We start from the raw sequence: 26,910 nt of genomic DNA on the forward strand, positions 1-26,910 counted from the left end.
GGAGCAAGCTCCCTTCTGCCCGCTCGACTTGCATGTATTAGGCACGCCGCCAGCGTTCGTCCTGAGCCAGGATCAAACTCTCCGAGGTATGCAGGATGCATATCACACATGCGTTGCTACACGATGTAGCGAACTTAGCATGTGATCATTTCCTGCCTCGCCAGTTTGACTGACTACCTATGATGTATCATAGGATTTTTTATAAAAACTCGAATTAACAGGTACGTTTTGTCTTGTTTAGTTTTCAAAGATCATCTTCGTTATCGCTCAGAGGCGACTTTATTAATATAACATTCTATCAAGATGAAGTCAACAACTTTTTTCTTGAATGTTATTTCTCAACCGCGCTGTTTCAGCGGCGAATACAAATATAACACCTTTTAAAAGAAGAAACAAGTATTTTTTCTAAATAATTTATTTTTCCTGATCTCTTCCTATATATTCGTACAAAAAGGGCTTAACTCCGTAATTCACTATTGTTGATCCTGTAGGTCTTTAGTATATTTATAATAGATTGAAATTTAATAACCGCAGGGGGAGCCTCGTGCTGAGAGTGAACAATTCGTTGTTCTGACCCTTTGAACCTGTCAGTTAATACTGAAGTAGGAATGTGGAATCACTTGCATACATGCATGTATGCAAGCCGATATGTTTTTCTATGAATCACATACTCATCCTGACATGGTCTCTCCTTGCACAATTCGTGAAAAGGGGATTTTTTTATGCAACAATCAAATCAATTAGTACGACTGATGGAGATCGCCATCATGACTTCTCTTGCACTTGTTTTAGATTATTTATCAGGTCTCTTTTTAAGAATGCCAAACGGCGGGTCAATTGCACTGATCATGATTCCTGTCATTCTCATGTCCATTAGATGGGGCGTGTCTGCTGGATTTATCATCGGTGTGTTAATCGCAGGACTACAGCTGATGAACAATCCTATTATTGCTACACCTGTACAAGGATTTCTCGATTACTTTGTCGCATCTGTTGTGATTTGTTTAAGCGGGCTATTCTCAGGATCAATTAAAAAAGCCATTCAGGATAAAAAGCGAAAGAAACAATTCTTCTATATTATCCTAGCTGTATTTGTCGCCAGTTTCTTCAGACTGCTGACGTTCTTTATTTCAGGTGTAGTTTTCTTTTCTCATTATGCACCAAAAGGAACACCAGGATGGGTGTATTCATTAGTTTATAACAGCACATATATGGTTCCTTCATTTATCATTTGTAGTATTGTTCTTTGTTTACTCATCCCTAGTGCGTCTCGTTTGGTTTTCCCTCAACAAAAATAACCCAGCTGCTTCAGCGGGTTATTTTTTTATGCATAATTTGCTGCTCTATTGAATCTATTAATAGTAGAAGATTTCATGCTGGAGGTACGACAATGAATCCTTACTCCATTATGCTGTGCTGTTACATCCTCAGTCTCGCCTACTTTTTGGCAAGTTTCTATGAGGCATTAAAAATAGCAGGTGTGAAAGGGAAAGTAGAGGCTTCTCCTTTTATATCTTATATTTTACTCGCCACCCTTTTTACTTTTTTCTCTCATTATTATTGGAAGCTGACGATATAATTTGTTGAACATGATCACTTAGTACAGACAGTTCCCATCCATACCCTATTTCCTCATGTTTCTCACCAGCCAGCTCGAACTGGCTGGTGACGGCAAAACTAGGTTGAAGCTTTTGATAAAATTGCTTTGCTGAATTTTGCTCAAATACCCAGAGCAGCATATTCTGATAGCCTTTCTCTATTAAATAATCCACACCTTTTGCAATCAAAGCCATACCCGCTCCTGATTTCTGTTTTCTCTGCAACAAATAGATGGCATAAAGCTCACCATCATATATTGAATATCTCTCATCACGCTGTTTTCCGAAGGAAGCAAAACCAAATACTCCGTCAGCATCCTCTGCGACAAACGTGCCTTCAAGCGACCTGCTTCTCCAGCTCTCTTCCCGCTCCTCTACATTCAAAGCATCTAAATACTCTTGTGAAATAATGCCGTGATAAGTCGTTTGCCAGCTCTTCACATGAATTTCGGCAATTTTAGGAATATCATTATGTACTGCATGTCTAACCTTCATCTGAACACCCCTTTTAGCAATTTCCTACTCTATGTTTCATATGATAAGTTGCTATTTTATAAAATTCAATCCCTAATGGATATTCGTTGACATTTTGTCAACACCCCTATATATTGGGTACGACTTCTTCTATTAAAGAGTTGAACTTTATGAAAAGGGTGAGGAAAGAGATGGAATTTAAAACAACTGAGCTTCGGCAGTTTTTAAAAGAACAACTGCAAATACGTTCTCTTTCATTAAGAGAACTGAGTACACAAACAGAAATTGATAAAGCCACACTGTCTAGAATCATGAACGGAAAAAGAAAACCGACTTTGAACCATTTACAGCGGCTTTCAGATGCTCTACACATTTCTTTAGATCATCTATTGATCACGGCTGGATTTTCAATTAAAAACGAAAGAGTTCACGGTGATACGTTCATTCAAGCGGTAGAAGAGATTGAGCGAACGCTGAAAGATCATGATGTCTATGACGGAACGTTCAGCGAGAATGAATTGAAACAGAAGTTAAATGAATATGAGACCTATAGTCAATCAGACGAGGGAAAAGAAACGATCTCAGCAAAGTTTGAAAAAAAGATAGACACGATAAGTGGTGTTGGGCCATTTCTTGATCAATTGAAAAGCATGTACAGCTCGTTCATGAGCGCACGGGGTACTTCTCGAGAATTGATGTTGATGGGAGGCGCATTACTTTACTTCATTATGCCCGTTGATTTAATACCAGATTATATTTTTCCGATCGGCTATATTGATGACGCTGCAGCGGTGCAGGTCGTATTAAATCAGCTGACAAATAGGTCATAGCAGGTGACGGAGACATGAAAAAACAGAACAGCATTGACTTCGCATTATTATTCACTGTCATTTGCTTCTTTGTGATCAGCCTGCTGGCTGTGTATAGCGGATCGGGCCAGTATGAAACGCAAGATATGTTTTATTTCGTCAAAAGACAAGTTTTCTGGTATATCGTCGGTTTTGGCCTTATGGCGGCAGTTGCTTACTTTGATTATGAACTGCTTGAGCGTTTATCTTTTCGATTATTTGCAGGTGGTCTTTTCCTCATCATTCTCGTTCATTTTTTTGGCACGAATCAAAATGGCTCCCAAAGATGGATCAGCTTTGGGCCCATGAAAGTGCAACCATCAGAATTTATGAAAATTTTTGTCATTCTTCTGTTAGCGGCTATTTTAAATCGATACAAACATCAGCGCTTTGCGTTTAAAGAAAGCATGATTCCCACAATGAAAATCATATGCTGGACCGCTGTTCCTTTTTTCCTGATTTTAATTCAGCCAGATTTGGGAACGGCACTTGTGATCTTGTCTATAGCTTTTACACTGATGCTTGTGTCAGGAATTTCAAGTAAGATGATCGCTGCATTAATCGCTTCTTTTCTCGGGCTTCTTGCATTTTTGACCTACTTGCACAATGAACATTTTGAGCACTTTACAAAAGTGATTAAACCTCATCAGCTTGATCGCATTTATGGGTGGCTTTCCCCAGATGAATTTGATTCGACATATGGGTATCAACTGAAACAAGCAATGCTTGGCATTGGGTCAGGACAATTATCAGGAAGCGGTTATACAAAAGGAAATCAAGTACAAGGGGGAAATATCCCTGAAGCCCACACAGATTTTATATTTGCAGTTATTGGTGAGGAGTTTGGTTTTATCGGCGCCTCCCTATTGATCTGTTTATATCTTATGATGATCTATCGAATGATTCATGTGGCTATGCATGCGAATACCCTTTATGGGCTGTATATATGTGCTGGGGTGGTTGGACTGATCGTCTTTCAAGTCTTCCAAAACGTAGGGATGACAGTAGGGCTAATGCCTGTGACTGGTCTTGCCCTTCCTTTTATCAGCTATGGGGGCAGTGCGCTTTTAACCAATATGATCGCCATTGGCCTTGTGTTTAGTGTCAATCTGAGGTCCTCATCCTACATGTTTGGACGTAACTGGGATTGAAGGTGATGTCATTGATTCTTTCTCACCTAAAAAAAATCGACTACATTCTTGCTGGGACGATTGTTTGTCTTTGTTTCTTTGGATTGCTGATGGTGTACAGTGCGAGTTATCCTTTAGGCGAAATAAAATATGGACAGGGCAGCTACTTCTTCATGAAACAGTGGCAATGGCTTTTGATTGGGTTCTTCTTTTTCATCGCTGCAGCCCTGGTTCCATATCAAGCTTACCGTAAATGGATTCGTTGGCTTGTGATGCTGTCACTGCTATGTCTTCTCCTTGTCCTGCTTCCAGGAATCGGTGTTGTCAAAAACAATTCACAACGATGGATTCAATTAGGCTCTCTGATCATCCAGCCGTCTGAGGCTGTGAAATTAGTGATGATCATCTATTTTGCCTATGTATATGCAAGGAAACAAGCGTACATTACATCCTTTAAAAAAGGAGTACTGCCTCCACTTCTTCTTTTAAGTCTAGCTTTTTTATTGATTTTAAAACAGCCAGATTTAGGTACAGCAGTTTCTATTTTATTGAGCTGCGGTATCGTCTTATTATGTGCTGGACTTAAAACACGCCACCTCATTCTACTAGGTTCGACAGCTGCGGCAGGGATCACTTTTTTTGCTGTGACCGCTCCTTATCGCTTGAAACGAATCACTTCTTTTCGTGATCCTTTCATGTATGAGGATGGAGATGGTTATCAGCTGATCCATTCTTATCTCGCCATGAATTCAGGAGGGCTTACCGGGAATGGTTTAGGCGGAAGCATTCAAAAACTAGGGTTTCTTCCTGAAGCCCATACAGATTTTATTATGGCCATCATTAGTGAAGAGCTGGGAATCATGGGGCTGTTGTTTGTGATGGGTGCCTACCTACTCATCATGTATCGCGCCGTTCGAATCGTTCAAGGTTTACAAGATCCATTTGGAAAGCTATTAACGATCGGGCTTACTTTTCAAATTACGATTCAAGCAGCCTTTAATCTAGGAGCTGTCTTTGGGCTTCTCCCCATTACAGGCATTCCTCTTCCCTTTATTAGCTACGGCGGATCTTCATTGGTGTTCATGATGATATCTGCAGGCATTCTTGTGAATCTCTCTTCATCTATCAAAAGACACCGGCATGTACCCCAATTAAAATAGACACCCTCTATCAGAAGGTGTCTTTTGATTTTTATTCTTCTATTTGACGATCAGCGATTTCTTTTTTTCTTGGCTGTTTGATTTCATTCGTCAGTTCTTGGATGCTTTGTTTCACATTGCCTTTGCCAGAGAAATTCTCAATAATTTCTTTAACATCAATTCCAGAGGAAGCTTTCAGACTTTCTTGAAGACTGGACATAAGGTTTGTCGCATAGCCGGTCACTTTGTTGGCGCCGCTGCCTTCCCCGTTACCACCTGTATCAACAACTGTAATTTTATCAATGTTAGAAAGTGGAGCAGATACTTGTTTCGCATATTCAGGTAGCATTTTCACAATCATATCAAGAATCGCCGCTTGACCATACTGTTCGAATGCTTCTGCAATTTTCTCTTTCGCTTCTGCTTCCGCAAGTCCTTTCAACCTAATGACTTCTGCTTCTGTTTCCCCTTTTGCACGATCGGCTTCTGCTTTGGCAAGCCCGTCAATCCGAACTTTCTCTGCTTCTGCTTTTGCCATTGCTTCAATGCTGTATTTCTTCGCATCTGCTTCTGCAAGACGCTTCGCTTTTTCCGCCGCAGCCGACTGCTCAACAGCATAACGGTCCGCATCTGCTTTCTTTTTCACTTCAGAATCGTATTGACGCTCACGACGCTGGATCTCTTTTTCTTCTAATTCAATTTGCTTCTGACGTTCAATGATTTTGACTTGCATTTCTTGTTCAGTTACGTGCTGACGATTACGAGCTGTTTCAAGATCGTACGCTTGGTCAGCGCTTGCTTTTGCTGTATCTTGTTCACGTCTGAATTCTGCTCTTTTCAGCTCATTGATTTTTTCTGCTTCAGCGATTTCAGTGGCACGCTCAAGCTCAGATTTCTTCGCATCTTTATCTGCTTCTGCACGTTTGATACGTGTTTCTTTATCTGCTTCTGCTGTCGCAATATCTGCATCGCGTTTCACTTGAGCAATTCTAGGTTTACCTAGTGATTCTAAATAGCCATTTTTATCACGGACATCTTTGATTGTAAACGATACAATGACAAGACCCATTTTCGCTAGATCTTGAGAAGCGACACGCTGTACTTCTTGAGAAAATTTCTCTCTGTTTTTATAAATCTCTTCAACTGTCATTGACCCTAAAATGGAGCGAAGGTGTCCTTCTAGTACTTCTCTTGCTTCATTTTCACGATCTTCTTTTGTTTTCCCTAAAAACTGCTCTGCCGCAGTGGCGATTTCTTCAATTGATCCGCCGATTTTAATGATGGCCGTTCCATCCGCCATGACCGGTACACCCTGTTCAGTATAGACTTCAGGCGTTGAAACATCTAGCTTGCTAGATAGTAAGCTGAGCGGCTCTGCTTGTTGAAAAACAGGGAGTACAAAGGTACCTCCACCTCTTACAATCTTAATCTTGTTTCCACCTTCATCCACGTGGACATTTTTACTTCCGAGGTAACTTCCTGTGACAATTAATGCTTCATCTGGACCAGCTGTCCGGTATTTCGAAACAAATACACCAATAAGTGCAATGAGAATCACAAGCACAATTCCAATAATAATTAATATGGTTGTTCCTGGCATAGCATTCCCTCCTAGATTTCTTCATTTGGTATAACAGATAACACGCCTTTGTTCACTTCGACGACCAGCACTCGGGTTCCATATGGAATCTCCTCTTCGTCGAAACTGACGGCAGGCTTTGAGATTTTCCCGCTGTTACTAATTAACAGCACTTCTCCAAACCCATCTTTTGGTACAGATACAATGATCTCCCCAGTTCTTCCTTTTAGGTCGGCCTCCGTATATGAAAGAGATTCTTCAGCAGAGGAAAGCGGGACTAGGACAAATACATGTAAACAAGTAACGAGAACCACTGCGAGGATGGCAGATAATACGGCGCCAAGTCCACTTCCTACAATTGCTGTTTTTTCAGAGATAAATCCTCCAGCCGAGAAAAAGGTAAGAAATGCGAGGATCAATGTTGGTTGAAGGAACGGGACAGGAATCGCTTCAAACAATCCATCAAATACATCGCCAAAAAAGACGAAAACAAGCGTCAGGATTCCTGATACCATCAATATGTATAAGTACAGCGTCTGAAGAGGCAGCCCAAACACATCCATCTTCCTCACCCTTTCTTTATGAAATGAGCAGCCTTTCATTCATTTAGACCATGCTCACATCCAAGTGTATTCCTTCTAACAGGTAATACGAACCACTTTTGTAAAGGTTTCATATTTCATCACAATTCATTAAAGGATTTCTCGGATAGCTAAAGAATGATTGTCTTGTACCAGTATGATAAAATTTGATCTTGAGGTGAGAGAAATGAGTTTATTACATGAAGCAAGACAAGAATTATGGCAAGAGCTGCAAGGATTAAGTGAAGAACAATTAAACAAAAAATTATCTGATGATACTTGGAGCATTCAAGAGGTTGCAGATCATTTAAAGAAAATGGACCTAATTTCAGCAAAACATCTAGCTGCCGAGGGGAAAAAAGCACCAATCAAAGAATATAAGCCAAAACCAGTTGAAATGGCAGAGGATCGTTCAAAAAAAGCCACCGCGCCTAGTATTGTTGAACCAGAGCGCAAGCATGTGACACCTACACATTTAAAAGATGAGCTTGATACAGCTCGTGAGAAATTAAATCAAATTTTATCAACGTTTACAGATGAAGATTTCAAACGCGTGATTGCACATCCTGTGTTTGAAGAACTTTCATTAAAGCAATACCTTGATTTTATCGGCGCACATGAAAAGCGCCATATTCATCAAATTAAAGAAATTAAAGAACAGCTATAAGATGTAAAAAAGACTCCCTTTTGGGAGCCTTTTTTCATTGTTACACTGTTTTAGGTGTTAAATCAAAACAGCGAGCGTAAATCCAGTTGTATGCTTTTTCGTTCAGGTCTCTTGGATTTCCAACTGTTTGCGGATCTTTCATTGCTTCTTTAGATAAGCGATCGATCATATCTTTTGGTACACCTTGTTCTTCTAATGAAGGAACTTCTAGGTCTTCCACTAAATCATACATCCAATTCACTGCTGCTTTTGCAGCTTCCTCTGTTGTCATTCTGCTTGTATCAATACCGAATGCTTGCGCAATCCGGGCGAATTTCTCTGGGTACCCTTTCCAGTTATATTCCATGACAGGTCCCATCATTGCCGCTACACATTGACCATGTGCGACTGGAATAATGCCCCCAAGCGTTTGGCTCATCGCATGGGCTGCGCCAGCTGATTCACTGCCATAGGAAAGTCCGGCAAGCATCGCAGCTTGTGCCATGCCATATCTTGCTTCCAAATCCTCTCCATCGGCAAAGGCACGGCGAATATAATGAGCAGCATATTCAATGGCCATGAGCGCTACCGCATCTGTAATTGGCTGAGCAAACTTCATCGTATAGCATTCGATCGCGTGCGCAAGTGCATCGATACCCGTCATTGCCGTCACATGCGGCGGCATTGATACATGAAGCTCAGGATCAATCACTGTTAGGTGAGCTGCAATGAGCGGTCCACCTGTGTTGAATTTGAATTCCCTTTCTTCGTCAGTGATCACTGCCCACTGCGTGACCTCTGAACCTGTACCAGCCGTTGTCGGAATTGTGGTTAACGGAGGGATTCTATTTTCAAGCGGTTTTTTCCCCTCAGCCGCTTCGTAATCAAGAACTGATCCTTCATGAGTCGCTTCCACACCGATAGCCTTCGCTGTATCCATTGAGCTTCCGCCGCCTACTGCGACTAAACCATTACAGCCTTCTTTTTCATATAACGCAGATCCTTCATTCACTAAACGGACTGGCGGGTTTGGCTCTACTTTATTAAATAGAACCACATCAACTTGTGCTTCTTTTAATGAAGCAATCACTGGATCTACAACACCTGCTTGATAAATACCAGGATCTGTGACAAGCAATACCTTTGAAACGCCGTATGCTTTCACTTCTTCCCCAACATGTTTCACTGCACCAATGCCGTGCTTGATGACAGTCGGAATTTCAAACGTATGGAATTTTTGCATGCTTTCAATTTTCATATTTAAAGTCATATAGAATCTCCTCCAGATAAGTGATATTTATTTAAACCAATGAACCGCTTCTGGTTTTGTATTTCGATATAAATGTTTTAGTTCCGTATATTCTTCAAGGCCCGTACGTCCTAATTCACGTCCAAGACCTGATTGTTTATATCCGCCCCACGGTGCTTGAGCAAAATAAGGGTGGAAGTCGTTGATCCATACCGTGCCTAATCTTAATTGACGAGCCACTCGTTCGGCTTTGCCGATATCAGAAGACCACACCGCTCCTGCTAAACCATAAATCGTGTCATTTGCCAGCTCGATGACTTCTTCCTCTGATCGGAAGGATTCGACAGTGAGGACTGGTCCAAACACTTCTTCCTGTACAATTCGCATCTCTGATGTACAGCCTGAGAAAATCGTCGGCAAGTAGAAGAATCCTTTTTGAAGCTCCTCTGCATCAGGTCGTTTCCCACCTGTCTCTAAGGTTGCTCCTTCTTCTAGACCAATACTGACGTATTTTTCTACTTTTTCTCGATGCTCAGCTGAGATGAGCGGTCCGCTCTGGGTTCCTTCATCAAAGCCGTTGCCTAGCTTGATTTTTTTCGTACGCTTCACCAGTTCTTCTAAAAATTCATCATGAATAGATTCTTCCACTAACAAGCGTGAACCTGCTGAACACACTTGCCCTGCATGGAAAAACACAGCATTCATTGCCTGGTCAACCGCTACGTCTAAATCAGCATCTTGAAAGACGATATTCGGGTTTTTCCCGCCGAGCTCAAGGGCGATTTTTTTCACATTCCCGCTGGCTCCCTGCATGATTTTCTTCCCTGTTTCAATACCGCCTGTGAATGAAATTAAATCGACTTGGTCATTGACAGCCAGCTCATCTCCAACAGTTGCTCCAGGTCCAAGTACTAAGTTGGCAACGCCTGCTGGAACACCCGCTTCTTCCATAAGTTTGAAAACTTTTATCGTGGTTAATGGTGTAATTTCACTTGGCTTTAGTACGATTGTATTTCCAGCTGCAAGGGCAGGAGCGATTTTCCAGCTCGCTTGAAGCAATGGATAGTTCCAAGGAGTGATTTGACCGCATACACCGACAGGTTCTCGGACTAATTCACTTTTTGAGTTTGGAATAGGCGATGCAATGATTTCCCCGCCATCCTTATCAGCAAGCCCCGCATAATATTGGAACACGTTCGCAATATCGTCCATATCCGCTTTGCTTTCTTCTAATGTTTTGCCGGTATCAAGTGATTCTAATTTGGCTAATTCATCTAGGTCTCGCCTAATCAATTCAGCAATTTTAAACACAATATTTCCTCTCTCAAGTCCAGGCATGTTTGCCCAATCACCTTGATCGAAGCTTTTTCTCGCTGCCTTAATGGCTAACTGCGCGTCATTTCTTGATCCTTCACTGACTGTCGCGATCACTTCTTGATTAAATGGATTGATGATATCTCTTGTGTCGCCACTCTTAGCGCCAACCCATTGTCCATCGATAAATAGTGTTTGACTCATAGAAGGAACCTCCTCTGATTCTCTTTGGTAAGTTTGTTAAATAAAAATTTAACGTTTTGAACATAATTAACTTAACATGTTCAAATTTTTCTGTCAAAGGGTGGATATGCTTCTTTTATTTTGACATTTTGCATTCTTTCGTTAACATATAGTCCATAAAGATTTTTTTGAACGTATTGAATTCACTTAATAGAAAGCAGGGACAAGATGAAAAAGCAGGAACAGCCACAAGCAGAAGAACGCATTTTAGCTGCTAAAGATCTCGTCATTGATTCCATCGCTGAAACAATGGATCTCTATGGCATTACTAGAAGTGCGGGTATTTTATATGGAACGATGTATTTAAATGAGGAAATGACGCTGGATGAAATGCGTGAAGAGCTGCAAATGAGTAAGCCTAGTATGAGTACGGGTGTGAAAAAACTGCAAGACATGAATATTGTCAAAAAGACCTTTCACCGTGGCCGAAGAAAACACAGCTTTGTTGCTGAGAAAGACTTTTTTAAGTTTTTCATGAACTTCTTCCCGCAAAAATGGGAACGAGAGGTTGAGGTCAATCTAGCAGCGATTGAAGAAGCGCAAGAACGCCTTCAAGATGTAGCTCGTGATGATCAGGCAGAGGAACATGAAAGAGAGGAAGCGAAACAGCTCATTGAACAGCTTGAAAGCTCAAAAGCCTATTATGACTGGCTTAGACGATTAGCCCACTCGGTTCATTCGGGAGACATCTTTGACTATATTCCGATTGATCAGAAAGAAAAATAGCCGGGGTGTTTGTGTTTTACAGCTTGAATTTTACAGGAGGATTGATTATAATAAGTTATGTCGTAATACTTCGGGGCATTAGCTCAGCTGGGAGAGCGCTACGCTGGCAGCGTAGAGGTCAGCGGTTCGATCCCGCTATGCTCCATTATCAAAAGCCTATCCAATGACGGATAGGCTTTTTCATTTGATTTTACTCATAAAAGCTTATTTGTCTGGTTCTTGAATTTGATAACCAAAGACTCCTTTTATCTCAACATCCCCGCAGCCTTCTTTTTTGGTCAGCTTAATACCATGGGGTCTATAAATGTAGCGCCCACTTGATAAAATTCGGTCTGTTGCACTTAGATCATATTGGTTACCTGTATACTCTTTGACTGATGACGGAAAATCCGTTCCTGATAAAGATGTTCTGTAGAGTGTCACCTCTAGAGTACACCCCTCTGCATTTAGTATAGAAAATTGGTAGCCATAAGTAGATGGATATTGTTCAGGATTATTTTGACCTCCTGGTACCCACAGATCTTTTTCCTGTTCCGTCATGATGAAATCAACTTCTACTTCTCGATAAATGGTCTTAGCTGCAACCTTTTCCATATTAAAATGGAACATGACAATGAAACAAAGAGACATCATTACACATATCCGCTTCATACAACCCCTCCATTCATTTTTACCATTATACAACAAATAACGCCAAAAATGGTTTTATTTTACTTTTTTATAATAGATAAGGGTTGATTCATTCCATATGTGTTAACTTTCTATGACCTTACTTAATGTTTTTTTGGTCTTTGGACCATATATGCCATCCGGGGTTAACCCATGCATCATTTGAAATCGAGACACTGCATTCGCAGTCTTGGGTCCGTAGTACCCATCGATTCCATTGTTGATCGCTCCCTTATCAGGATAAAAATAAATCGATGCTAAGGCTTGTTGTACAGCTTTTACAGCTGACCCTTTTGTAAGAGGCTTCGTCATTTTTAAAATACCTGCAGGCAAACTGTATGTTTTTTTGACCTTGTTGGTTTTAGATGTTGATCTCGTTGATATGGTTTTGATAGATGTTTCTTTCACAGGTTTAGCTGTTGTCATTTGACTTGTAGATGCTGATGCAATACCAGCTTTGAAGCCATCCCACCGATTTAACAGCTTACGCGGACACTCCTTCCCGCTCCAATGCTTATGTGGCACCACGTTAGATAAAGGAATTCCTAAATCCCCCATCAGTTTCCGAATAAGCCATTGGGCGTTTTTAACAGCCTGTTCAAAGTTAGCGCCTGCATTTTCACAAATTTCAATTCCAATTGATTTCATATTGCCGGTTCCCCTGCCATCTCCTGCGTGCCAGCCATTTTCGTTTAAAGGTAAATGCTGATAAATGACCTGATCATCGACCGTGTAGTGCCAGCTAACCCCGGTACTTGCCCGAGCAACAAATGCTGCATGATTTGCCGCATCAGCCCCCCGTCCAGTGTTCGATGTATTATGCACCGTAATATAGAGCGGCTTCATCCTGTTTCCTGGTCTGTTGCGATTTTGTTTTGGGATGAGTGCTTGAATGATCTTCACCATATTGTTTCTCCTTCAAAAATTATTTTGTTAACCCTCTTTGTTTCAGGGCATCTTTTTGCAATTGACCTTTATAGGTCACATAATTATTTTTAAACCAAGCGATCACGGCAGTGACCATAGTGAAAATTGTGGAACCTGCCACATATAGTGCCTCTCCTACGGTTTGCACTTGCTCCTCGCTAATCGGCAGCACTGTTTGTCCAAACATGACAAGCGTTTGGTTGATAAGCGCAATAAAAAGAAGCACTGTGCGAATCACAGTGCCTTTGTCGAATGTTTTCATGATGCTTTCCTCCTATTTTAAATTCCGTTCAATTTTATCGAGCTTGTCGATCACGACGTCATACTTCTCACTAAACTTTGCTAACACATCATTTTGTGCCTCGATTTGCTCATTGAGTTTGTTTTCTCGTTCCTTTGTTGTGTTGAGAACATAAAACAGAATCCAGCAAAAGAGAACAGCAAATGGGCCTTGTGTCATTAAGTTTTGAACGACATCTACTTCCATTTGAATCACCTTCTTTCCGGCAAAAAAATAAAGCCATTAGGCTTTGTATATTTCTCCAGTTATATTTTGATAGTCTTCTGCCGAGATCCATCCAATGCTTACATAAAATGCAATGTCCTCTGGGCCGTAACACTGCCAGTCCCAGAATTGTTTGATATCCGCTACAGTTGGAAACATCAATCTGAAGCACCTACTTTTTGCATAGCTAATAGCTGCGTTAATTGTTTTGATAACAAAGCATTTTGTTTCTTTAAAAGTTCTATATCACTTGGCGGGAGAAGGGCCGGTTTTAAGCTGTCTATATACTCTTGGGTCGCTGATTCATACCATTGTTGTTTTTTCACATCAAATGCAGCCTTATAAAAAGAAGGATTATTGGGTGGTGCAATTGTTGTGCATTGCTCTGGAATAATATAATTTCCTTCATCATCCCTTTCGAACACTTCGATAGGTCTGATCAATTCATTTTGCTGATTGTATTCATAGGCTTGTATCATTTGTATCACTTCCTTAATTTAATGGAACAACCATGTCTAAATAGTAGCCAGTTACTGCACTGTTATTCACTGCATGTAAACCAGTTAGTTTTAGCTCTCCTGTATTATAGATATATAATTTACTATGACCCGTTGTACCTGATACCGGAACTGATACTACTATTCCTTTATCTGGTAAACGATCAGCTGGAATCCATCCAAAAATAACTTCTCTATTTGCTTTTAGGTGGCCTCTCAGCAATAATAAATTTCCCCATTTCACATATTCAACTGGTCTATCCCCTATAGAAGAGCTTTTGTCTAAGGTAACACTAAGCCACGAGACATTTTCAAACTCAGTATTGGTCATTAGCTGTTTCCAGCCTCTGAAAATACCATCTGTATGAGTAGTTCCGTACCAATGGCTATTATCGTAGCTTCGACTCACATGAAATGTTTTGCGATTATTTCCCGTTTCTAAAATATCTACATTAAACCACGAGGCATCGGTCGTCGTTGGCATATTCACTGCATTCGTTCCAGAGACATAATAAAAACCAGAGGGCAAGGTGAGTATATCTGTGCCAGTTGGAATAAGCATTCTAGTTCCATTTGCATTTAATAATGGATGATCGTTCAGCCTCTTCCACCCGCTCCATTCTTGCTGAGTGCCCGTGACATCAGTCGTTGATCGATTGATGTACATATCACCTGTATTATTTGCCCCTATAATCCAGCCATAGGTATTTTCACTAAAAACAGATAAGGCTCTCATAGAACTTCTTGTTGGCAGATCAGGGTGTGCTTCATGGATATACCACGAATGGACGCCTGGTAATTTTGTGAGCTTATCTAAAATACTAGGATCATTTGCATTAATTCTTTCGTAAGCCCTTCCGTCATCAGAAGTAATTTTAGATAATTGTCCTGCATCCCATTTATTTCTTTCATTTTGAGTAGGTAATTGAAGCCAGTTGATTCCGACATCATTCACATGATAGGAAAAACAAAATGCGTTGCCCGATGTATCAATTGCAATTCCTACACCGATGTTATTTTGACCTACTAACTGAAAGCCTCTTAAAGCCGCATTCCCGATTGCGGGAGAATCGACTACTCCAGAACCTCCTGGCGCATAAAATGAACAGGCACCTAAAGATTTAATTCCATTATAAATACTCCCGCCAGCAGGGATATTAACCAACTGGGCCCCGTTATCATTCGTCATTTTATAGAGCTGGGATTGATTCCATTTCTGCTTTTCTGTTTCAGCTGCATGAGATGTTGTGTCATTTTTGTGTTGATTGATTTGGTCCAATAGTCCAGCATCATTTTCAAGAATTACTTTAACCATGTTATTAAACAGTTCCGCATGGGCTTTGTCACTGGTTTTGAAAATACGAGGTGTCTTTATCTCCATCAGATTCTCCTTTCACCTTTCAGTTTTATTACATTATCTTGTACTGAACTTAAAACCAAATGTAATAAACTCAGTGGGATTGGCATTATTTGAAGAAGACTGCACACATACATTTCCATTCTTATCTATTAATGTACGATGAAATTGAGGTACTCCTGGTGTCCCTATACTTGAAGCAACTCCTATAAAATGCATCGCTTGCTGCGGCCGATATGGTGCAGGCAAGTTAAACACTGGATTATTTCCTAAAATCCCACCTTTTATCGCACCTACGATCTCGACTTCCCCTAAGAGATTCTTTCGATATTTAACTGGTAAATTAACAGGATCATATTCTTGCCAGTTGCCTTTAATTTCTTTAGGTGTTTCCCAAGCACCATCTAATAAATCGGAAAGCGTTATTTGCTTCTCCCAAGGTGTCCATGATTCTGCATTGTGTTTAAGAACTCTAAAGTAGGTGTTCTTCCCATAAACAGATTCATAAGCTATTTGAACTAATGTATTGCCATAACTCATGACCAATAAAAACACTCGATTCAAGGAAGAAGAGGGACCGTTTACTCCTGTATTATATATGAGATACATCCCTGTCTCAGTAAGGGTATTGTAGTCTGTCTCGCTAGAAAATCCATGATAAAAGGGCTTTCCATTATCTTGAGTGATTTTTACTAATTGACCGTTATCCCACCTGTTTCTATCGCTTTCTGTAGGCAGCTTTGTCCAAGTAATCGATGTATGACCGGTCTGATAATAAAAGGAATAAGCAATCCCAGAACTATCCACCGCAAAGCCAGTGCCGATATTTTCTTGTCCTACTGTCTGCAGTCCCCTGATTGAAACATTCGATGAAGCCGGGGAATCCTCCACACCAGCAGCTGCATAAAATGTACAAGTTCCTTTATATTTTATCGCATCAAATATTCTTCCGTCAGTTGACACATTGATCAGCTGTCTTCCACTATCTGCTGTGATTTTATAGCTCTGTGAATCATTCCATTTTTTCTTTTCTATTTCAGATGCGTGTACTTTCGCATCATTTGTATGTTTTAAGAACTGCTCTATTAATCTATGATCATTTTCAAGAAGTACTTTGACCATGTCATTAAACAAATCAGCATGTGCTTTATCATTTACTTCAAAAGGCTTTGGTTCTTTTACTTCCATTCAATTTTCACTCCCTTTCTTTGATGCTTGGTGCCATTTCTTTCAGCTGCTCTAGAGTAAGAATTCTTTGCTCATATCCTTCATTTAAATCTTCCATTGAACAATCACCTAGTTCGACTGCTTGTTTGACCAATTCAGGGGTCACCCATTTAAAATATAATGCCATTACCCAATAATTCATGATTCACTATCTCCTTTAAATAAAAGGATCTCATTTTTTAGCTTCTTTAGTTCGCTTGTTAAATGATCACATTGATGTTCAAGCTGTTTTCTCATTAGCTTTTCTTTAGCTACTTCTTGTGCTAGATAATCTAGCGGCAGAGGTGGTTGATATCTTGGATTGATTTGACATTCCTCCCACCATTCTTTCAATTCTTCTACCGTTGGCTCGGGCACATCTAGATGCCACTCATTTATATACGAACCGTCTCCGTCATTTCTAAGTTCAAAATCTTTTTGCGGGTCTGCATCGGGGTATTTATACTTAATGGCTTCATATAAAATCATCAGAATCCTCCTATACTCTCGGGAAATTTCGTCCGCCTATTTCTGTAATGTCGAAATAGTTGTACCAGCCTGAATTTTCCGACACATATCGACTAACGTCTCCGTCATACCCTACATATAGGTACATTTCTAAATAGTCTCCCTTATTCGCTGGCACATTGGCAGCACCATAAAGCCCGGTACTTAAGCTCAATGTATCAGATGGGCTTGCAGGGCTTTGTCTATGGTGAGCAATATTTTTATATCTTTTTCCATTCAAATAGATCGATAATTCAAAGTTCGCGTATCGTTGAAAGCTTTCAATATAAACACCTGCATTCACTGAATACATTCCGTTTTCAGGGCAGATGAACCGATTATTTTTGATATCAAAATTGTTATGACTGTCTTTAATTTTTCGATTAAAAAGGACTTTTTGATACTCTCCTTTGGTTAATAACTGCTTTCCAGTTGTACCTATATTGGCATGACAAAACCCTGAGATTTTGTGCCATTCAGTCCAGCCAGACCCCGTCCACCAGTGACGACACCACGTACCTGTACTATCAAAATAGCTGCCTGCTTCGTTTCCAGTTCCATAGTAATATTGAATAAATCGAAAGTTACTATATTTTTCATTTTTCACAAAGCCAAATCTCGTAGGATAACCGGTATCATTCGCTTGTCCAATATCCATAAACGTAATACCTATTGGATATTCCTCGCCGCTGACTGATGCATCTTGAATGGCTTGATCGCCTGTTAATTTGAATAAACTTTCATTCGTGATCCCTGCTATTTGTTGACTGAGCGCATTGTCATTCTCCACAAGTGTGTTGACCATCCGGTTAAATAAGTTGGCATGGGCTTTGTCAGAGGTTTCAAACGGTAAAGGTGATTTTATGTCCACTTCTTTTCCCCTCCATTAATAAATATCATCAATCTCAAAAACAAATTCGATGTCGCCGTCTTTTTGTTTGTCTGTCATGGTTCGGATGGCGGTGAATTTGCCCGCTTCGTCGACAAGGGCTAGTTCATTGATGACTTCGCCTGCGAGTTCTCCTTCAGCGATGGTGCAGGTGTAGCGGATTTTTGCCGGTTCCATGAAGGTAAACGAGTCAATATTTTTTTGAATCAGTTCTTTTTTGAGTGCTTGTTCGGTTCCGTCAAGAGAGATTGGTTTTCCATCCTTTGTTCCTCCACTTCCGAACGCCATTTTGACGACTTTTGTGAGTTTTGTTCCTTCTGCTCGTGCCTTTGCCATTTGTTGACGTGCATATAGTGTGGTTACGGTTAATTGATCAGCCATTGTGATCCTCCTTATAGGTCTATTTTTTTAGAAGTTGCTGCTAGCATTTTTGATCCATCAAGCGGAATGGATCCATCGAGAATCCAATAATGCTCCTTGATCAGTAAACTGCCGTCTTGTTCATTTTGAACATGTACCGGTAAGCGGAACGTCATCCTCTTTTTCATTTGATGTGAAAGCTGGTTCTTTGCGCGCAAAGTCAGCGTAGCTGCTTGCTTCGTTTCATGCGATGCTCCAGTCATGACATAATTCAGACGATATGCTGTTTCTTTCTCTTGTTGAAGCAGCATTCTCATCTTTAATGAATGCCGAAAGCGAGCAGGGACCTCCGTAGTACCTCGTATCCCGCTGAGATAGAACGTTCCATTTAATACGAATTCACCATTGAGTAAAATTGGAATATGATCGAAAAAGCCCACTCTGCTTCGCAGTGTGAGCCGCTGGTGATGATCATTTGTTTCATGAACATCGGTATGATGAATGGCGGTGAACGTATACGCCAAATGTGCTGGCTTTAACGTTTCGAGTATTTCGACGATATATCTTGTGTTTTGCAGGTCATCCAGGTTGACACGCAATGCAAAATGATAACGATTGGTTGTAAGTCGGATGATCGCACTCGGATTTTTAAGAAATCGATTCACAGATTTCTCTAATGACAGATACGTAATTGGTGGAATGTTCGACATCATATTAAGTAATCGCGCTCTGCGCAGCTCAATCGAATCATCTGACTCTCGCTGCACCTTGAGCATTCTTTCCCACCGATTCAATCCCCACGTCGCTGTTAAAGGGAAAAATTGATCCGTTACATCAAAAATGGATTCATCCAATTGTTCAAACTCTGGCGCCTCCGTTTTTAGTAAATGATCCACATCATAAATCTCTGTGAAATAAGGCGGCAAGTAGTTTTTCATTTCATCAAGTTTGCTCAATAACCTTCACCTGCCTCAGACGTGGTATCTCAATGTCCTGTAATACTAAGTTTTTTGACTCCCCATTCAATAAGACGTTTGCATAATCGGACACACTCTCTGAATGGTACAAAATATCATTTAAAGCGGACATTCGAATCGTACTTTTTTCAAATGCGATTGATTTTAACAGTGCTTTGACCTTTTCTTCTATTTCTTTTTGCGCACCTTCAAGCGTCCAGTCCATCTGAAGTTCGACGGACACTTCTATGTCAATATCTAGCCACTTGGCGCTTTCAACAGTTGCTTTTGAACCAATAGGAGCTTGTCCTTCTCCTTCTCCCGGGACAGGGTCGATATACTCCTGGACCCTTTCGACAAGAAGCTCAGAGGCTACATCTAGATTGCCATCTGTGATGACAATTTTGACCGTTCCCTCTCCATTCCATAGCGGGAACACTTTCGCTCTGCCGACACCAACCACTTCCTCGGCCCACTTTTTGTAATGTGCTCTGTTGGCACTGACAGCCTCTCGCCTTGCGCGTATTAAATACCGATCGTATAATGACGCATCATCTTCTTCCTCTTGCCCTGGTATCACCAATTCCTTCATGATCATCGACTCTAGACCCGGAATGGTATCAAGCGATAGCAGCGGCTGACCTGTTAATTGCCCATTGCCGGCTGTACCTGTTGTCTCGCATTCTAGTGTACCGTCCTTTGAAAATTGAAAATAAACATCTTCAATAAAGAATCTTGATCCTGCTGGAATGTTTACGTTCTCTGGTTGAATGGTTACGGACCAGACCGCTTTGGTGGCTGGCTTTCGTTCAATCCCCACTTCTGCTGCTCGTCGATCTAAAAATTCCCCCTGTGCTGTATCAGCAAAGACAAGCTCAAATACTTGATCAAGCCAAATATACGACTGAGCGAGTTCAGCAGCAGCAGGTGCCAAGGCATTCCAAATAACGCTGTTTTCTCTTTTATCTATGTCATCTGGCAGCCTGTCCAGCATTCTTTCCATCAACGCCTCATACGTTTGCTCCTCAAACATCTCCCTCCATCACCTCCTCTATTTCTAATGTGCCTTCATCTGTGACAATGGCTAGTTTGACTTGAAAGGCATCATTTTGCTTCGTGACCTCTATCTCTTCAATATGATCAATCCGCTCATCAACGACCAATGCTTCTTCTAGCAATCTTGGAATCTCCATTTCTTTGTATTCATCTGTTGCTTCTGTATCGGTCAATAGCTCCTGAATTTCAGTGCCAATGTCGTGACTGTAAATGGGATGTGCATAGCGCTCTGTTCGCAATGTCATATAAATAAATTGTCGGATCGCTTCAATGCCTGTAATGGCTTCATTTGTCAGCCTACCATTTACAAAATCTATGCGATACGTCGTCGAGGTTTCTACCTCTTCGTCTTCTTCTGTTTCCTCGATTTCTTCCTCTGGTGAAAGTGCCACATTCATCACCTCCCTTACAATTTGTCGATGATGTAAAAGGACTGCCCTCCTGCCATTGCAAGTACCATAATGCTGTCTCCCCTTTTCAACTCATCATCCTCACCCTTATTTAAGCGTTTAGGCCAAATAAGCAGTTCTTCTGGAATGATCAGCTTACTGTTTTCATTTAATCGGATGTGAAGAGGCGAAGCCATTGTGACCTCTCCAATCACCAGATCAATTGGAGAAGCTGCATCTACTGCATTGACAGCGAGTCGTTTAATTGCTTCACTTAATCTCATGCTTGATCACCCTTTGGCATGGAATTTTTCTCAACGACGTCAATTGTCATGGTGTGCTTCACTCCATTGAATTCATGCTTGTCTTGATCGATCCAGTAGGTTTTTTTGATGTTGATTTCAGGGATTTTCAAATAGATTGGCAAACCGCTTTGCAGTTCAGGGATTCCGAGTGCTTGTATGCTTTTCACTTCTTGTTTGACGCCTTTTTTTTCAGCTAGGCGTACTTTCGCTCTTTTTTGAAGCTGCGGCTGGTTGATTTGACCTGTGACCGTCTCCACATGCTGTAAAATGCCGTACTGACTCTGACCCGCTTTGTCCTGTTCGATCACCACAATATCTGATTTGCTACCTTTTTTCTTATTCTTCCCCTGTTCGTCTACAGACGTGCGCATCTTCACACGTGTTGCTGTCTCTTCAATGGAGGTGCTGTACTGATAACCGATGAGGTTGACGCCTGATTCAATGACCCACACGTCCTCTGGATCGGGCCAAGCTCTCAGCCCCATCTTGCCTTTAGCAGAATAAACTTGATAATTTCTACCGGTTTGCCGCTTCGTTTCCTTCAATGCTTTTAAAATGATGTCATATAAACTCGTGTCATTTTTAAAAACGAGAGACTTCATGACATGTCCTGTATTTGCGATGGATGTCATAGGAATTTGAAAGTCTGCCCCGATCCGCCTCAAAATTTGATCTGCCCGTTGATTTGAAAAAACATATACATCTTGGTTTTTCACTAAATATTGGAGCATATCGTATGCGGTAAAGGTCAGCTTTCCTTCAACAGGCGTCCTAGAAAACACGATGCCTCTGAACAGCTCTTTTCCTTTCCATTTAAAAAGAACCGTGTCTCCTTCTGAGACACGGTAATATGTTTGACTGCCTTGCTTTGTGATAATGTTCGCCTGAATAGAGCGAGGGGCCTGATACCTTTGCCCCTGAAGTGTCACACTCTCTGTGACAAGCTCATACATCGTGCCGCTTCTGATGGCAAAAAGCTCAATCAATGTCAGCCCCCCCTATTGTGGTATTTTCAATTTTTGCCCTGGAAAAATCCAATGTCCCGGCTGTTTAATATTCCGTTTACTTCGTTTGATCATCGCTGCTTTATTGGCATTCCAAATACGCCGCCATTTTGTACTATCGCCATAAAAACGGCCTGAAATGGCCCACAGAGTATCTCCTTTTTTGACAGTGTACAATTTTGGTGGTGTTTTTGAGGGTCTTTTCTTTTTCGTTTGTTTCGCTTTTTTCTTTCGCTTGATTTTCCTAGGCGATGCGGTTTTATATTCCTTTAGCGCGATCGTAAATTCACGATCGCCTATGTCATAAGACCCTTCCTTGTGTGTGAAGCTCTCAATGCTGCACGTCATATTGATTTTAGTCCCTGTCACAATCAGGCGCACAGACTTCTTTGAACGCATCATTCGTTCAATTTTCGCTATTGCATTCTCTGGTGATGGAATGCTTTTATATTCTGCAATTGGCGAATATTTCTTAGGAAATAATGAGGTGAATGATACTTGTTTAGCTGATGGTACATCAATAAAAGTCAGTTCTCCAAAGGAGGAGACCTTCACTGTTTCATTTTGTACATTATTTGTGATCTCAAGTTCGGATGGAAGCACAGGGAATCGCAACTTCTCCTTGCCTTGGGAAATCCACAATTGATACACTGATTTACCCATCGATCACGACCCCTTTCGTTCCTGTCTGAAGCTCTACTTCCAATTCGTCTACAAGCATTTGTCTAATTTTTTCGACAAGCGATTGCTGATCCTGTCCATTATGGAAATGCTGATCACCATTGAACTGGATGGTGATTTGTTTGTTGCCTGACGTTGTTGTATTCCCAGCTGACTGAGCTGATGTGACTTGCTGCATCTGTGATTCTGGTAAAGGAGCAGATGCATTTGATGGATCATAGACTTGCATTCCAAGTGCCTTCGCTGCCTGCGTCAATAAATATCTCCCGCGAATACCTCTTTCTTCTGGAATAATCCATTCGCGTTTGTTTCCTTCACCGACTCTAGCTACCTGCTCCTGAGTAATCAGACCGCCATTGGCGTAGCCTTTATAAGGACCGCCTCTTCTCATACTCCGTAATCCCGGTGTATTGAAGACTGTTCCATATCTGCCCTTAATGTAGTTAATGGCTGCTACGGCATTATGAATTGGGTTCCAAATATCATTCATGCCCTTTCCTTTATTGGAATGGAAGGTCGGTCCAATGGTTTGCATTAACCCTTTAGAAGGCGTTCCCTTCTTGGCGTTGGAATCCCACAAGTTGATGGCTTTCGGGTTACCATTTGATTCGTGCTGAGCGATTGTCATAAGACCTGGAAGCCAGCTCATCGATGTACCAGTGGCCATCAGAGCTGCCATGAGCCATTGCTGAACACTAAGACCTGAAGCACCCATACCGCTGAACGCTCCGATTAATGAACCCGCTTGATTTTCAGCAAACTTTTTCACATCAACTGAATCGAGCCCTTTGACGACACCAATCGATGCGAATTTCCCTAGACTCATCATGACACGTGAAGGAGAATGAATGTCTAGTTCTTCTCTAAACGCCTGTTCCACTTTCTTCGCCATTTCTTTGGCAGCTTGTGTGACTTCACTTGCTTTTGAACGCATGCCGCTATTGAAGGCGTCGATCATTCCTGAACCCCATCCTGGTGATTCTTGTTTGGCTTGCAGGAATGGTTGTTTGACGTGTTGGTCTACGTATTGGCTTGTGCCAATTGATGTGGCATTTTGACCTGTTGCAAAGCCACTAACAGTTCCAGAACCCCAAGTTGGTGATGCTGTCATCACTTGTTGGTATGGTGCTTTTACACGACTTTGCAAAAAGCTGTCAGTTCCTGTTGGTGTCATTTGCTGGCTAGTAGCAAATGCCGATACCGTTTGTTGTCCGTACTTTCCTGAATCTGATGTCATTTGATTAAATGGCTGCTGAATGTTTTTTTGCTTCCATTGATCAAGTGAAACCACCTTTTGATTCAGCCCTTGTTCAAAATCATGATTAAATTGCTCACCTATGCTGGCAGATTGGATGTTTCCATTCATTGAAACCGTTCCACCAATTGAACCGGCAGAAGCAGTTGGAGCTGCTGGAGCATTTGGCGTTATTGGAGCTGGAGAGCTAGAAACTGGACTTGCTGCTCCGCTGCTGCTTGGCACAACAGACATTCCAAGATGAGAAGCAGCTTGTGCAAGCAACATCTTCCCACGACCCCGATTATTTTGAGTTGGAATGACAAATTCGTTACCCGCTTCACCAATCCATGATAAGGTAGGCTGGGTGATATAGCCGCCTGTTGCATTATTATCAGGTTTTTTCTTTCCAACGATCCAATTTATTACAACATCTACAATACCGCCTGCTTTTTCAAAAATCTTTTGAACCCAACCAAATGCTTTAGAAAAACCATCACTTATGGCACCAGCCACTTTTACGATCGGTGTCTGAATATTATCTTTAAACCATTTGGATAATCCATCCCATATATCTGTCACCACTTTATACGCTTCTTCAAACTTCTTCCCAATGCTATCTTTGATGGTTCCAACCGTTTCTACAAGTGGATTCCATACATTGTTCATAAACCAAGAGGATACTGCTCCAAAAATTGATTGAATGGTTTTCCACGCATTTGATAATGCTGTCCAAATCCCAGTAGCGACTGTAACAACTGTGCTGCTTAGCGGTGTCCACACATTCTCAATAAACCAGCCTGCTACTGCACTGAATGTTTCTTGTATCCACGTCCAGGCATTGACTAGACTTGTCCAGATCGTGGTTGCTACTGTAACGACTGTGTCGCTTAGCGGTGTCCAGACATTTTCGATAAACCAGCCCGCAACTGCACTGAATGTTTCTTGTATCCATGTCCAGGCATTGACTAGACTTGTCCAAATCGTGGTTGCTACTGTAACGACTGTACCACTTAGTGGTGTCCAGACGTTTTCGATAAACCAGCCTGCGACTGCACTGAATGTTTCTTGTATCCATGTCCAGGCATTGACTAGACTTGTCCAGATCGTGGTTGCTACCGTACCAACCGTGCTGCTTAATGGTGTCCACACATTTTGGATAAACCAGTCTGCGACTGTAGACCACACTTCAACAATTTGATCTTTGATTTCAATGGCTTTTTGGCCAATCTTCTCAAATCCACCGCCATCAAACCATTTTCCAATTGTTTCACCGATAGATTCTCCGCCCATACTGCCAGCGATGCCGCCTACTAGGCCGCCGATGGCTGTGCCTACTCCTGGTACTATACTTCCAATAGCTGCACCTGCTGCTGCACCTGCCATCCCTCCGGCGATGCCGCCTCCAGTCGCACCGATCTTTTCACCAGCATTCTCTTTTTTCATACCAATTAGATTTGTTGCACTAAGTACACTGCCTAAAATAGGTACTTTCTTTAATAATTTGCCGCTCCCTTTACCGATATTTTTCAACGCATCCCCTAATTTACTTGGAGGTCTTCTATTCATTTCGGTTCTTGTTGTAGCATTTGGATTTCTAGGTTGTCTTGGTGATTGACCATTTCTATTTTTGGTTTTAGTAGATCCTCCCCTGCTTAAACCTCTTGCACAACAAGGACAACAACTATTGCGAAACAAACCTTTACCACCTCGCGGCTTAGATTTCTTATTGGGAGCTGAATTTGATGATGTGGATGTTGGTGCTGTTGTTGGTGCCGTTGTTGGTGCTGTTGTTGGTGCCGTTGTTGGCGCTGTTGTCGGCGCTGTTGTTGGCGCTGTTGTTGGCGCTGTTGTTGGCGCTGTTGTTGGCGCTGTTGTTGGCGCTGTTGTTGGCGCTGGAGTGCTACTTCCATTCGATTGATCACCTGCACCAAAGAGACGATCAAATACATTGGTCACCAATTCATCTAGTTTTTTTTCAGGATTAAATTTAATCTTCTCTTTTATTCTTCCGATCACATCTTGCTTGTACTCTTCCATTTTATTTTCAACCCAAGGAAGTGCCTTTTCGTCCCAAAACTTTCTAGGACTTAATTTTTCTTTCAGCTTGTCTGCAACATCACCTGCATATTTTTGAATTTCATTTAACCCTTTATTAGCAAGGCTCTGGAGCCAACCCTGTTTAGGTTCATCCGTTTTAACTGGCGGACTAACAGCCTCAGGTTCTTTTTTTATATTTTGTTCTTTCACAACTGACTCTGCCTGATCTCGTTTTTTCAACTTACTCTTTGCATTGTCTTGAACAGACACTCTGATCTCATGTTTAGCCATTGTCAAGCTTTTGAGTGTCTTTTTGATTCGTTGAATGGCAGCGGTGGCTTGGTCAACCATGTTTAATCTCATATAGTACGTTCTGTTCATGAGCTGAAGGATTGATTTTTTGATTGATGACATTTTTCCTGACAACTGATCATTCAGTTTGAACGTCACCAGGATTGGACTTGCTTGTGATTGTTTCAAGCGATCTATACTGGATTTAATGACATCTAGTCCTTTTACTTGAATCGATATGATCATCTGTTTCGGTATCATGTTCAGCTGGTTTGTTAATGATTTGAGATCACGATAGATTCCTTGATCTAGCTTCATGGATAATACAGAAAACCTTCTCATCGATAAATTGAGGTTCCTTAGCTTCTTTTCATCCATTTCCAGGCTTATTTTCACCGGTTTTCTAAATGGTTTGAGCTGCTTCTCAAACGTTTGAAATCGTTTTTGAATGCGCAATAGCTTCTTTGATACTTTGTCTTCTAATTCAAATCGTGCAGTGAGCTTCGCCAG

General features: G+C 41.3%; 30 protein-coding genes, 1 tRNA gene, 1 riboswitch and 1 other annotated feature. Of the genes, 7 read left to right on the top strand and 24 right to left on the bottom strand.

The window, feature by feature from the left end:
* Positions 1-88 (bottom strand) — a sequence feature (16S ribosomal RNA rRNA prediction is too short).
* Positions 89-523: 435 nt separating this feature from the next.
* Positions 524-626, top strand: a riboswitch (TPP riboswitch).
* Between the two features lie 96 nt (positions 627-722).
* On the top strand, positions 723-1,298 hold the full coding sequence (gene thiT / locus ID12_RS00010) for an energy-coupled thiamine transporter ThiT (protein WP_050826533.1): 576 nt from the start codon (positions 723-725) through the stop codon (positions 1,296-1,298).
* Positions 1,299-1,538: 240 nt separating this feature from the next.
* Here the strand turns inward: thiT and ID12_RS00015 are convergent, their stop codons facing one another.
* Positions 1,539-2,093, bottom strand: coding sequence for a GNAT family N-acetyltransferase (locus tag ID12_RS00015; RefSeq protein WP_050826534.1), 555 nt, complete (start codon positions 2,091-2,093; stop codon positions 1,539-1,541).
* Between the two features lie 170 nt (positions 2,094-2,263).
* Here ID12_RS00015 and ID12_RS00020 point away from each other — a divergent pair, with 170 nt between their 5' ends.
* The 3 genes from ID12_RS00020 to ftsW are packed head-to-tail and all read left to right on the top strand — an operon-like array spanning position 2,264 to position 5,210.
* Positions 2,264-2,902 (top strand): DUF1232 domain-containing protein, encoded by a 639-nt coding sequence (locus ID12_RS00020; protein ID WP_169476055.1) that lies wholly within the window; start codon positions 2,264-2,266, stop codon positions 2,900-2,902.
* 14 nt (positions 2,903-2,916) lie between these two features.
* Positions 2,917-4,071, top strand: coding sequence for a rod shape-determining protein RodA (rodA, locus tag ID12_RS00025; RefSeq protein WP_050826536.1), 1,155 nt, complete (start codon positions 2,917-2,919; stop codon positions 4,069-4,071).
* A 5-nt stretch (positions 4,072-4,076) separates the two neighbouring features.
* Positions 4,077-5,210, top strand: coding sequence for a putative lipid II flippase FtsW (gene ftsW / locus ID12_RS00030; protein WP_411859173.1), 1,134 nt, complete (start codon positions 4,077-4,079; stop codon positions 5,208-5,210).
* 31 nt (positions 5,211-5,241) lie between these two features.
* Here the strand turns inward: ftsW and ID12_RS00035 are convergent, their stop codons facing one another.
* Together ID12_RS00035 and ID12_RS00040 are read right to left on the bottom strand one after the other, a co-directional pair.
* Complete coding sequence (locus ID12_RS00035) at positions 5,242-6,789, bottom strand: flotillin lipid rafts scaffold protein FloT (RefSeq protein WP_008344044.1); 1,548 nt, start codon at positions 6,787-6,789, stop codon at positions 5,242-5,244.
* An 11-nt stretch (positions 6,790-6,800) separates the two neighbouring features.
* The gene (locus ID12_RS00040; RefSeq protein ID WP_017367919.1) at positions 6,801-7,331 is read right to left on the bottom strand and encodes an NfeD family membrane protein; all 531 of its coding nucleotides are present in this window, start codon (positions 7,329-7,331) and stop codon (positions 6,801-6,803) included.
* Positions 7,332-7,536: 205 nt separating this feature from the next.
* Here ID12_RS00040 and ID12_RS00045 point away from each other — a divergent pair, with 205 nt between their 5' ends.
* Entirely contained in the window at positions 7,537-8,016 is a 480-nt protein-coding gene (locus ID12_RS00045; protein WP_050826537.1) for a DinB family protein, read from the top strand.
* 40 nt (positions 8,017-8,056) lie between these two features.
* On the opposite strand, the gene ID12_RS00050 is transcribed toward ID12_RS00045, so the two are convergent.
* Both ID12_RS00050 and betB read right to left on the bottom strand, forming a co-directional pair.
* Positions 8,057-9,265, bottom strand: coding sequence for a choline dehydrogenase (locus tag ID12_RS00050; protein ID WP_008344050.1), 1,209 nt, complete (start codon positions 9,263-9,265; stop codon positions 8,057-8,059).
* A gap of 27 nt (positions 9,266-9,292) precedes the next feature.
* Positions 9,293-10,762, bottom strand: coding sequence for a betaine-aldehyde dehydrogenase (betB, locus tag ID12_RS00055; RefSeq protein ID WP_050826538.1), 1,470 nt, complete (start codon positions 10,760-10,762; stop codon positions 9,293-9,295).
* Positions 10,763-10,969: 207 nt separating this feature from the next.
* Between betB and cudC the strand changes: the two genes are divergently transcribed.
* Positions 10,970-11,527 carry a transcriptional regulator GbsR gene (gene cudC / locus ID12_RS00060; RefSeq protein WP_035389194.1) on the top strand — a complete coding sequence of 186 codons (558 nt, stop codon included), beginning with the start codon at positions 10,970-10,972 and terminating at the stop codon, positions 11,525-11,527.
* Positions 11,528-11,599: 72 nt separating this feature from the next.
* Positions 11,600-11,672, top strand: a tRNA-Ala gene (locus tag ID12_RS00065).
* 59 nt (positions 11,673-11,731) lie between these two features.
* Here ID12_RS00065 and ID12_RS00070 read toward each other — a convergent pair.
* From ID12_RS00070 to ID12_RS00160, 19 genes are all read right to left on the bottom strand, one after another.
* Positions 11,732-12,178, bottom strand: a complete 447-nt coding sequence (locus ID12_RS00070; protein ID WP_017359003.1) for a hypothetical protein — start codon at positions 12,176-12,178, stop codon at positions 11,732-11,734.
* A gap of 102 nt (positions 12,179-12,280) precedes the next feature.
* Positions 12,281-13,102 (bottom strand): peptidoglycan recognition protein family protein, encoded by an 822-nt coding sequence (locus ID12_RS00075; protein WP_050826539.1) that lies wholly within the window; start codon positions 13,100-13,102, stop codon positions 12,281-12,283.
* A gap of 19 nt (positions 13,103-13,121) precedes the next feature.
* Positions 13,122-13,385 (bottom strand): phage holin, encoded by a 264-nt coding sequence (locus ID12_RS00080; RefSeq protein ID WP_008361671.1) that lies wholly within the window; start codon positions 13,383-13,385, stop codon positions 13,122-13,124.
* Between the two features lie 12 nt (positions 13,386-13,397).
* Positions 13,398-13,610 carry a BhlA/UviB family holin-like peptide gene (locus ID12_RS00085; RefSeq protein ID WP_017367922.1) on the bottom strand — a complete coding sequence of 71 codons (213 nt, stop codon included), beginning with the start codon at positions 13,608-13,610 and terminating at the stop codon, positions 13,398-13,400.
* Positions 13,611-13,646: 36 nt separating this feature from the next.
* On the bottom strand, positions 13,647-13,787 hold the full coding sequence (locus ID12_RS00090) for an XkdX family protein (RefSeq protein WP_039170001.1): 141 nt from the start codon (positions 13,785-13,787) through the stop codon (positions 13,647-13,649).
* On the bottom strand, positions 13,787-14,107 hold the full coding sequence (locus tag ID12_RS00095; RefSeq protein ID WP_019743387.1) for a heme oxygenase-like domain-containing protein: 321 nt from the start codon (positions 14,105-14,107) through the stop codon (positions 13,787-13,789). Before ID12_RS00095 ends, ID12_RS00090 begins: the two co-directional genes overlap by 1 nt.
* 13 nt (positions 14,108-14,120) lie before the next feature.
* Entirely contained in the window at positions 14,121-15,506 is a 1,386-nt protein-coding gene (locus tag ID12_RS00100) for a hypothetical protein (protein WP_050826540.1), read from the bottom strand.
* A gap of 33 nt (positions 15,507-15,539) precedes the next feature.
* Entirely contained in the window at positions 15,540-16,670 is a 1,131-nt protein-coding gene (locus ID12_RS00105; RefSeq protein ID WP_050826541.1) for a pyocin knob domain-containing protein, read from the bottom strand.
* A 7-nt stretch (positions 16,671-16,677) separates the two neighbouring features.
* Positions 16,678-16,851: a phage portal protein gene (locus ID12_RS00110; protein ID WP_017359001.1), complete on the bottom strand. Its 174-nt coding sequence runs from the start codon at positions 16,849-16,851 to the stop codon at positions 16,678-16,680.
* Positions 16,848-17,177 (bottom strand): XkdW family protein, encoded by a 330-nt coding sequence (locus ID12_RS00115; protein WP_008344076.1) that lies wholly within the window; start codon positions 17,175-17,177, stop codon positions 16,848-16,850. Before ID12_RS00115 ends, ID12_RS00110 begins: the two co-directional genes overlap by 4 nt.
* A gap of 10 nt (positions 17,178-17,187) precedes the next feature.
* The gene (locus tag ID12_RS00120; protein ID WP_008344078.1) at positions 17,188-18,066 is read right to left on the bottom strand and encodes a hypothetical protein; all 879 of its coding nucleotides are present in this window, start codon (positions 18,064-18,066) and stop codon (positions 17,188-17,190) included.
* 15 nt (positions 18,067-18,081) lie between these two features.
* Complete coding sequence (locus ID12_RS00125; RefSeq protein WP_008344081.1) at positions 18,082-18,465, bottom strand: phage tail-collar fiber domain-containing protein; 384 nt, start codon at positions 18,463-18,465, stop codon at positions 18,082-18,084.
* Positions 18,466-18,476: 11 nt separating this feature from the next.
* Positions 18,477-19,400, bottom strand: a complete 924-nt coding sequence (locus ID12_RS00130) for a YmfQ family protein (RefSeq protein WP_050826542.1) — start codon at positions 19,398-19,400, stop codon at positions 18,477-18,479.
* Positions 19,387-20,433, bottom strand: a complete 1,047-nt coding sequence (locus ID12_RS00135) for a baseplate J/gp47 family protein (protein WP_050826543.1) — start codon at positions 20,431-20,433, stop codon at positions 19,387-19,389. The genes ID12_RS00130 and ID12_RS00135 overlap by 14 nt, the downstream gene beginning before the upstream one ends.
* Entirely contained in the window at positions 20,426-20,848 is a 423-nt protein-coding gene (locus tag ID12_RS00140) for a DUF2634 domain-containing protein (RefSeq protein ID WP_050826544.1), read from the bottom strand. Before ID12_RS00140 ends, ID12_RS00135 begins: the two co-directional genes overlap by 8 nt.
* A 14-nt stretch (positions 20,849-20,862) precedes the next feature.
* Positions 20,863-21,129, bottom strand: a complete 267-nt coding sequence (locus tag ID12_RS00145; protein WP_017358996.1) for a DUF2577 family protein — start codon at positions 21,127-21,129, stop codon at positions 20,863-20,865.
* Positions 21,126-22,136, bottom strand: a complete 1,011-nt coding sequence (locus tag ID12_RS00150) for an XkdQ/YqbQ family protein (RefSeq protein WP_050826545.1) — start codon at positions 22,134-22,136, stop codon at positions 21,126-21,128. The genes ID12_RS00145 and ID12_RS00150 overlap by 4 nt, the downstream gene beginning before the upstream one ends.
* A gap of 12 nt (positions 22,137-22,148) precedes the next feature.
* Entirely contained in the window at positions 22,149-22,817 is a 669-nt protein-coding gene (locus ID12_RS00155) for a LysM peptidoglycan-binding domain-containing protein (protein WP_025207870.1), read from the bottom strand.
* Complete coding sequence (locus ID12_RS00160) at positions 22,810-26,910, bottom strand: transglycosylase SLT domain-containing protein (RefSeq protein WP_419761246.1); 4,101 nt, start codon at positions 26,908-26,910, stop codon at positions 22,810-22,812. The genes ID12_RS00155 and ID12_RS00160 overlap by 8 nt, the downstream gene beginning before the upstream one ends.

The sequence above is a fragment of the Bacillus altitudinis genome (assembly GCF_001191605.1).
Lineage (GTDB): Bacteria > Bacillota > Bacilli > Bacillales > Bacillaceae > Bacillus > Bacillus altitudinis.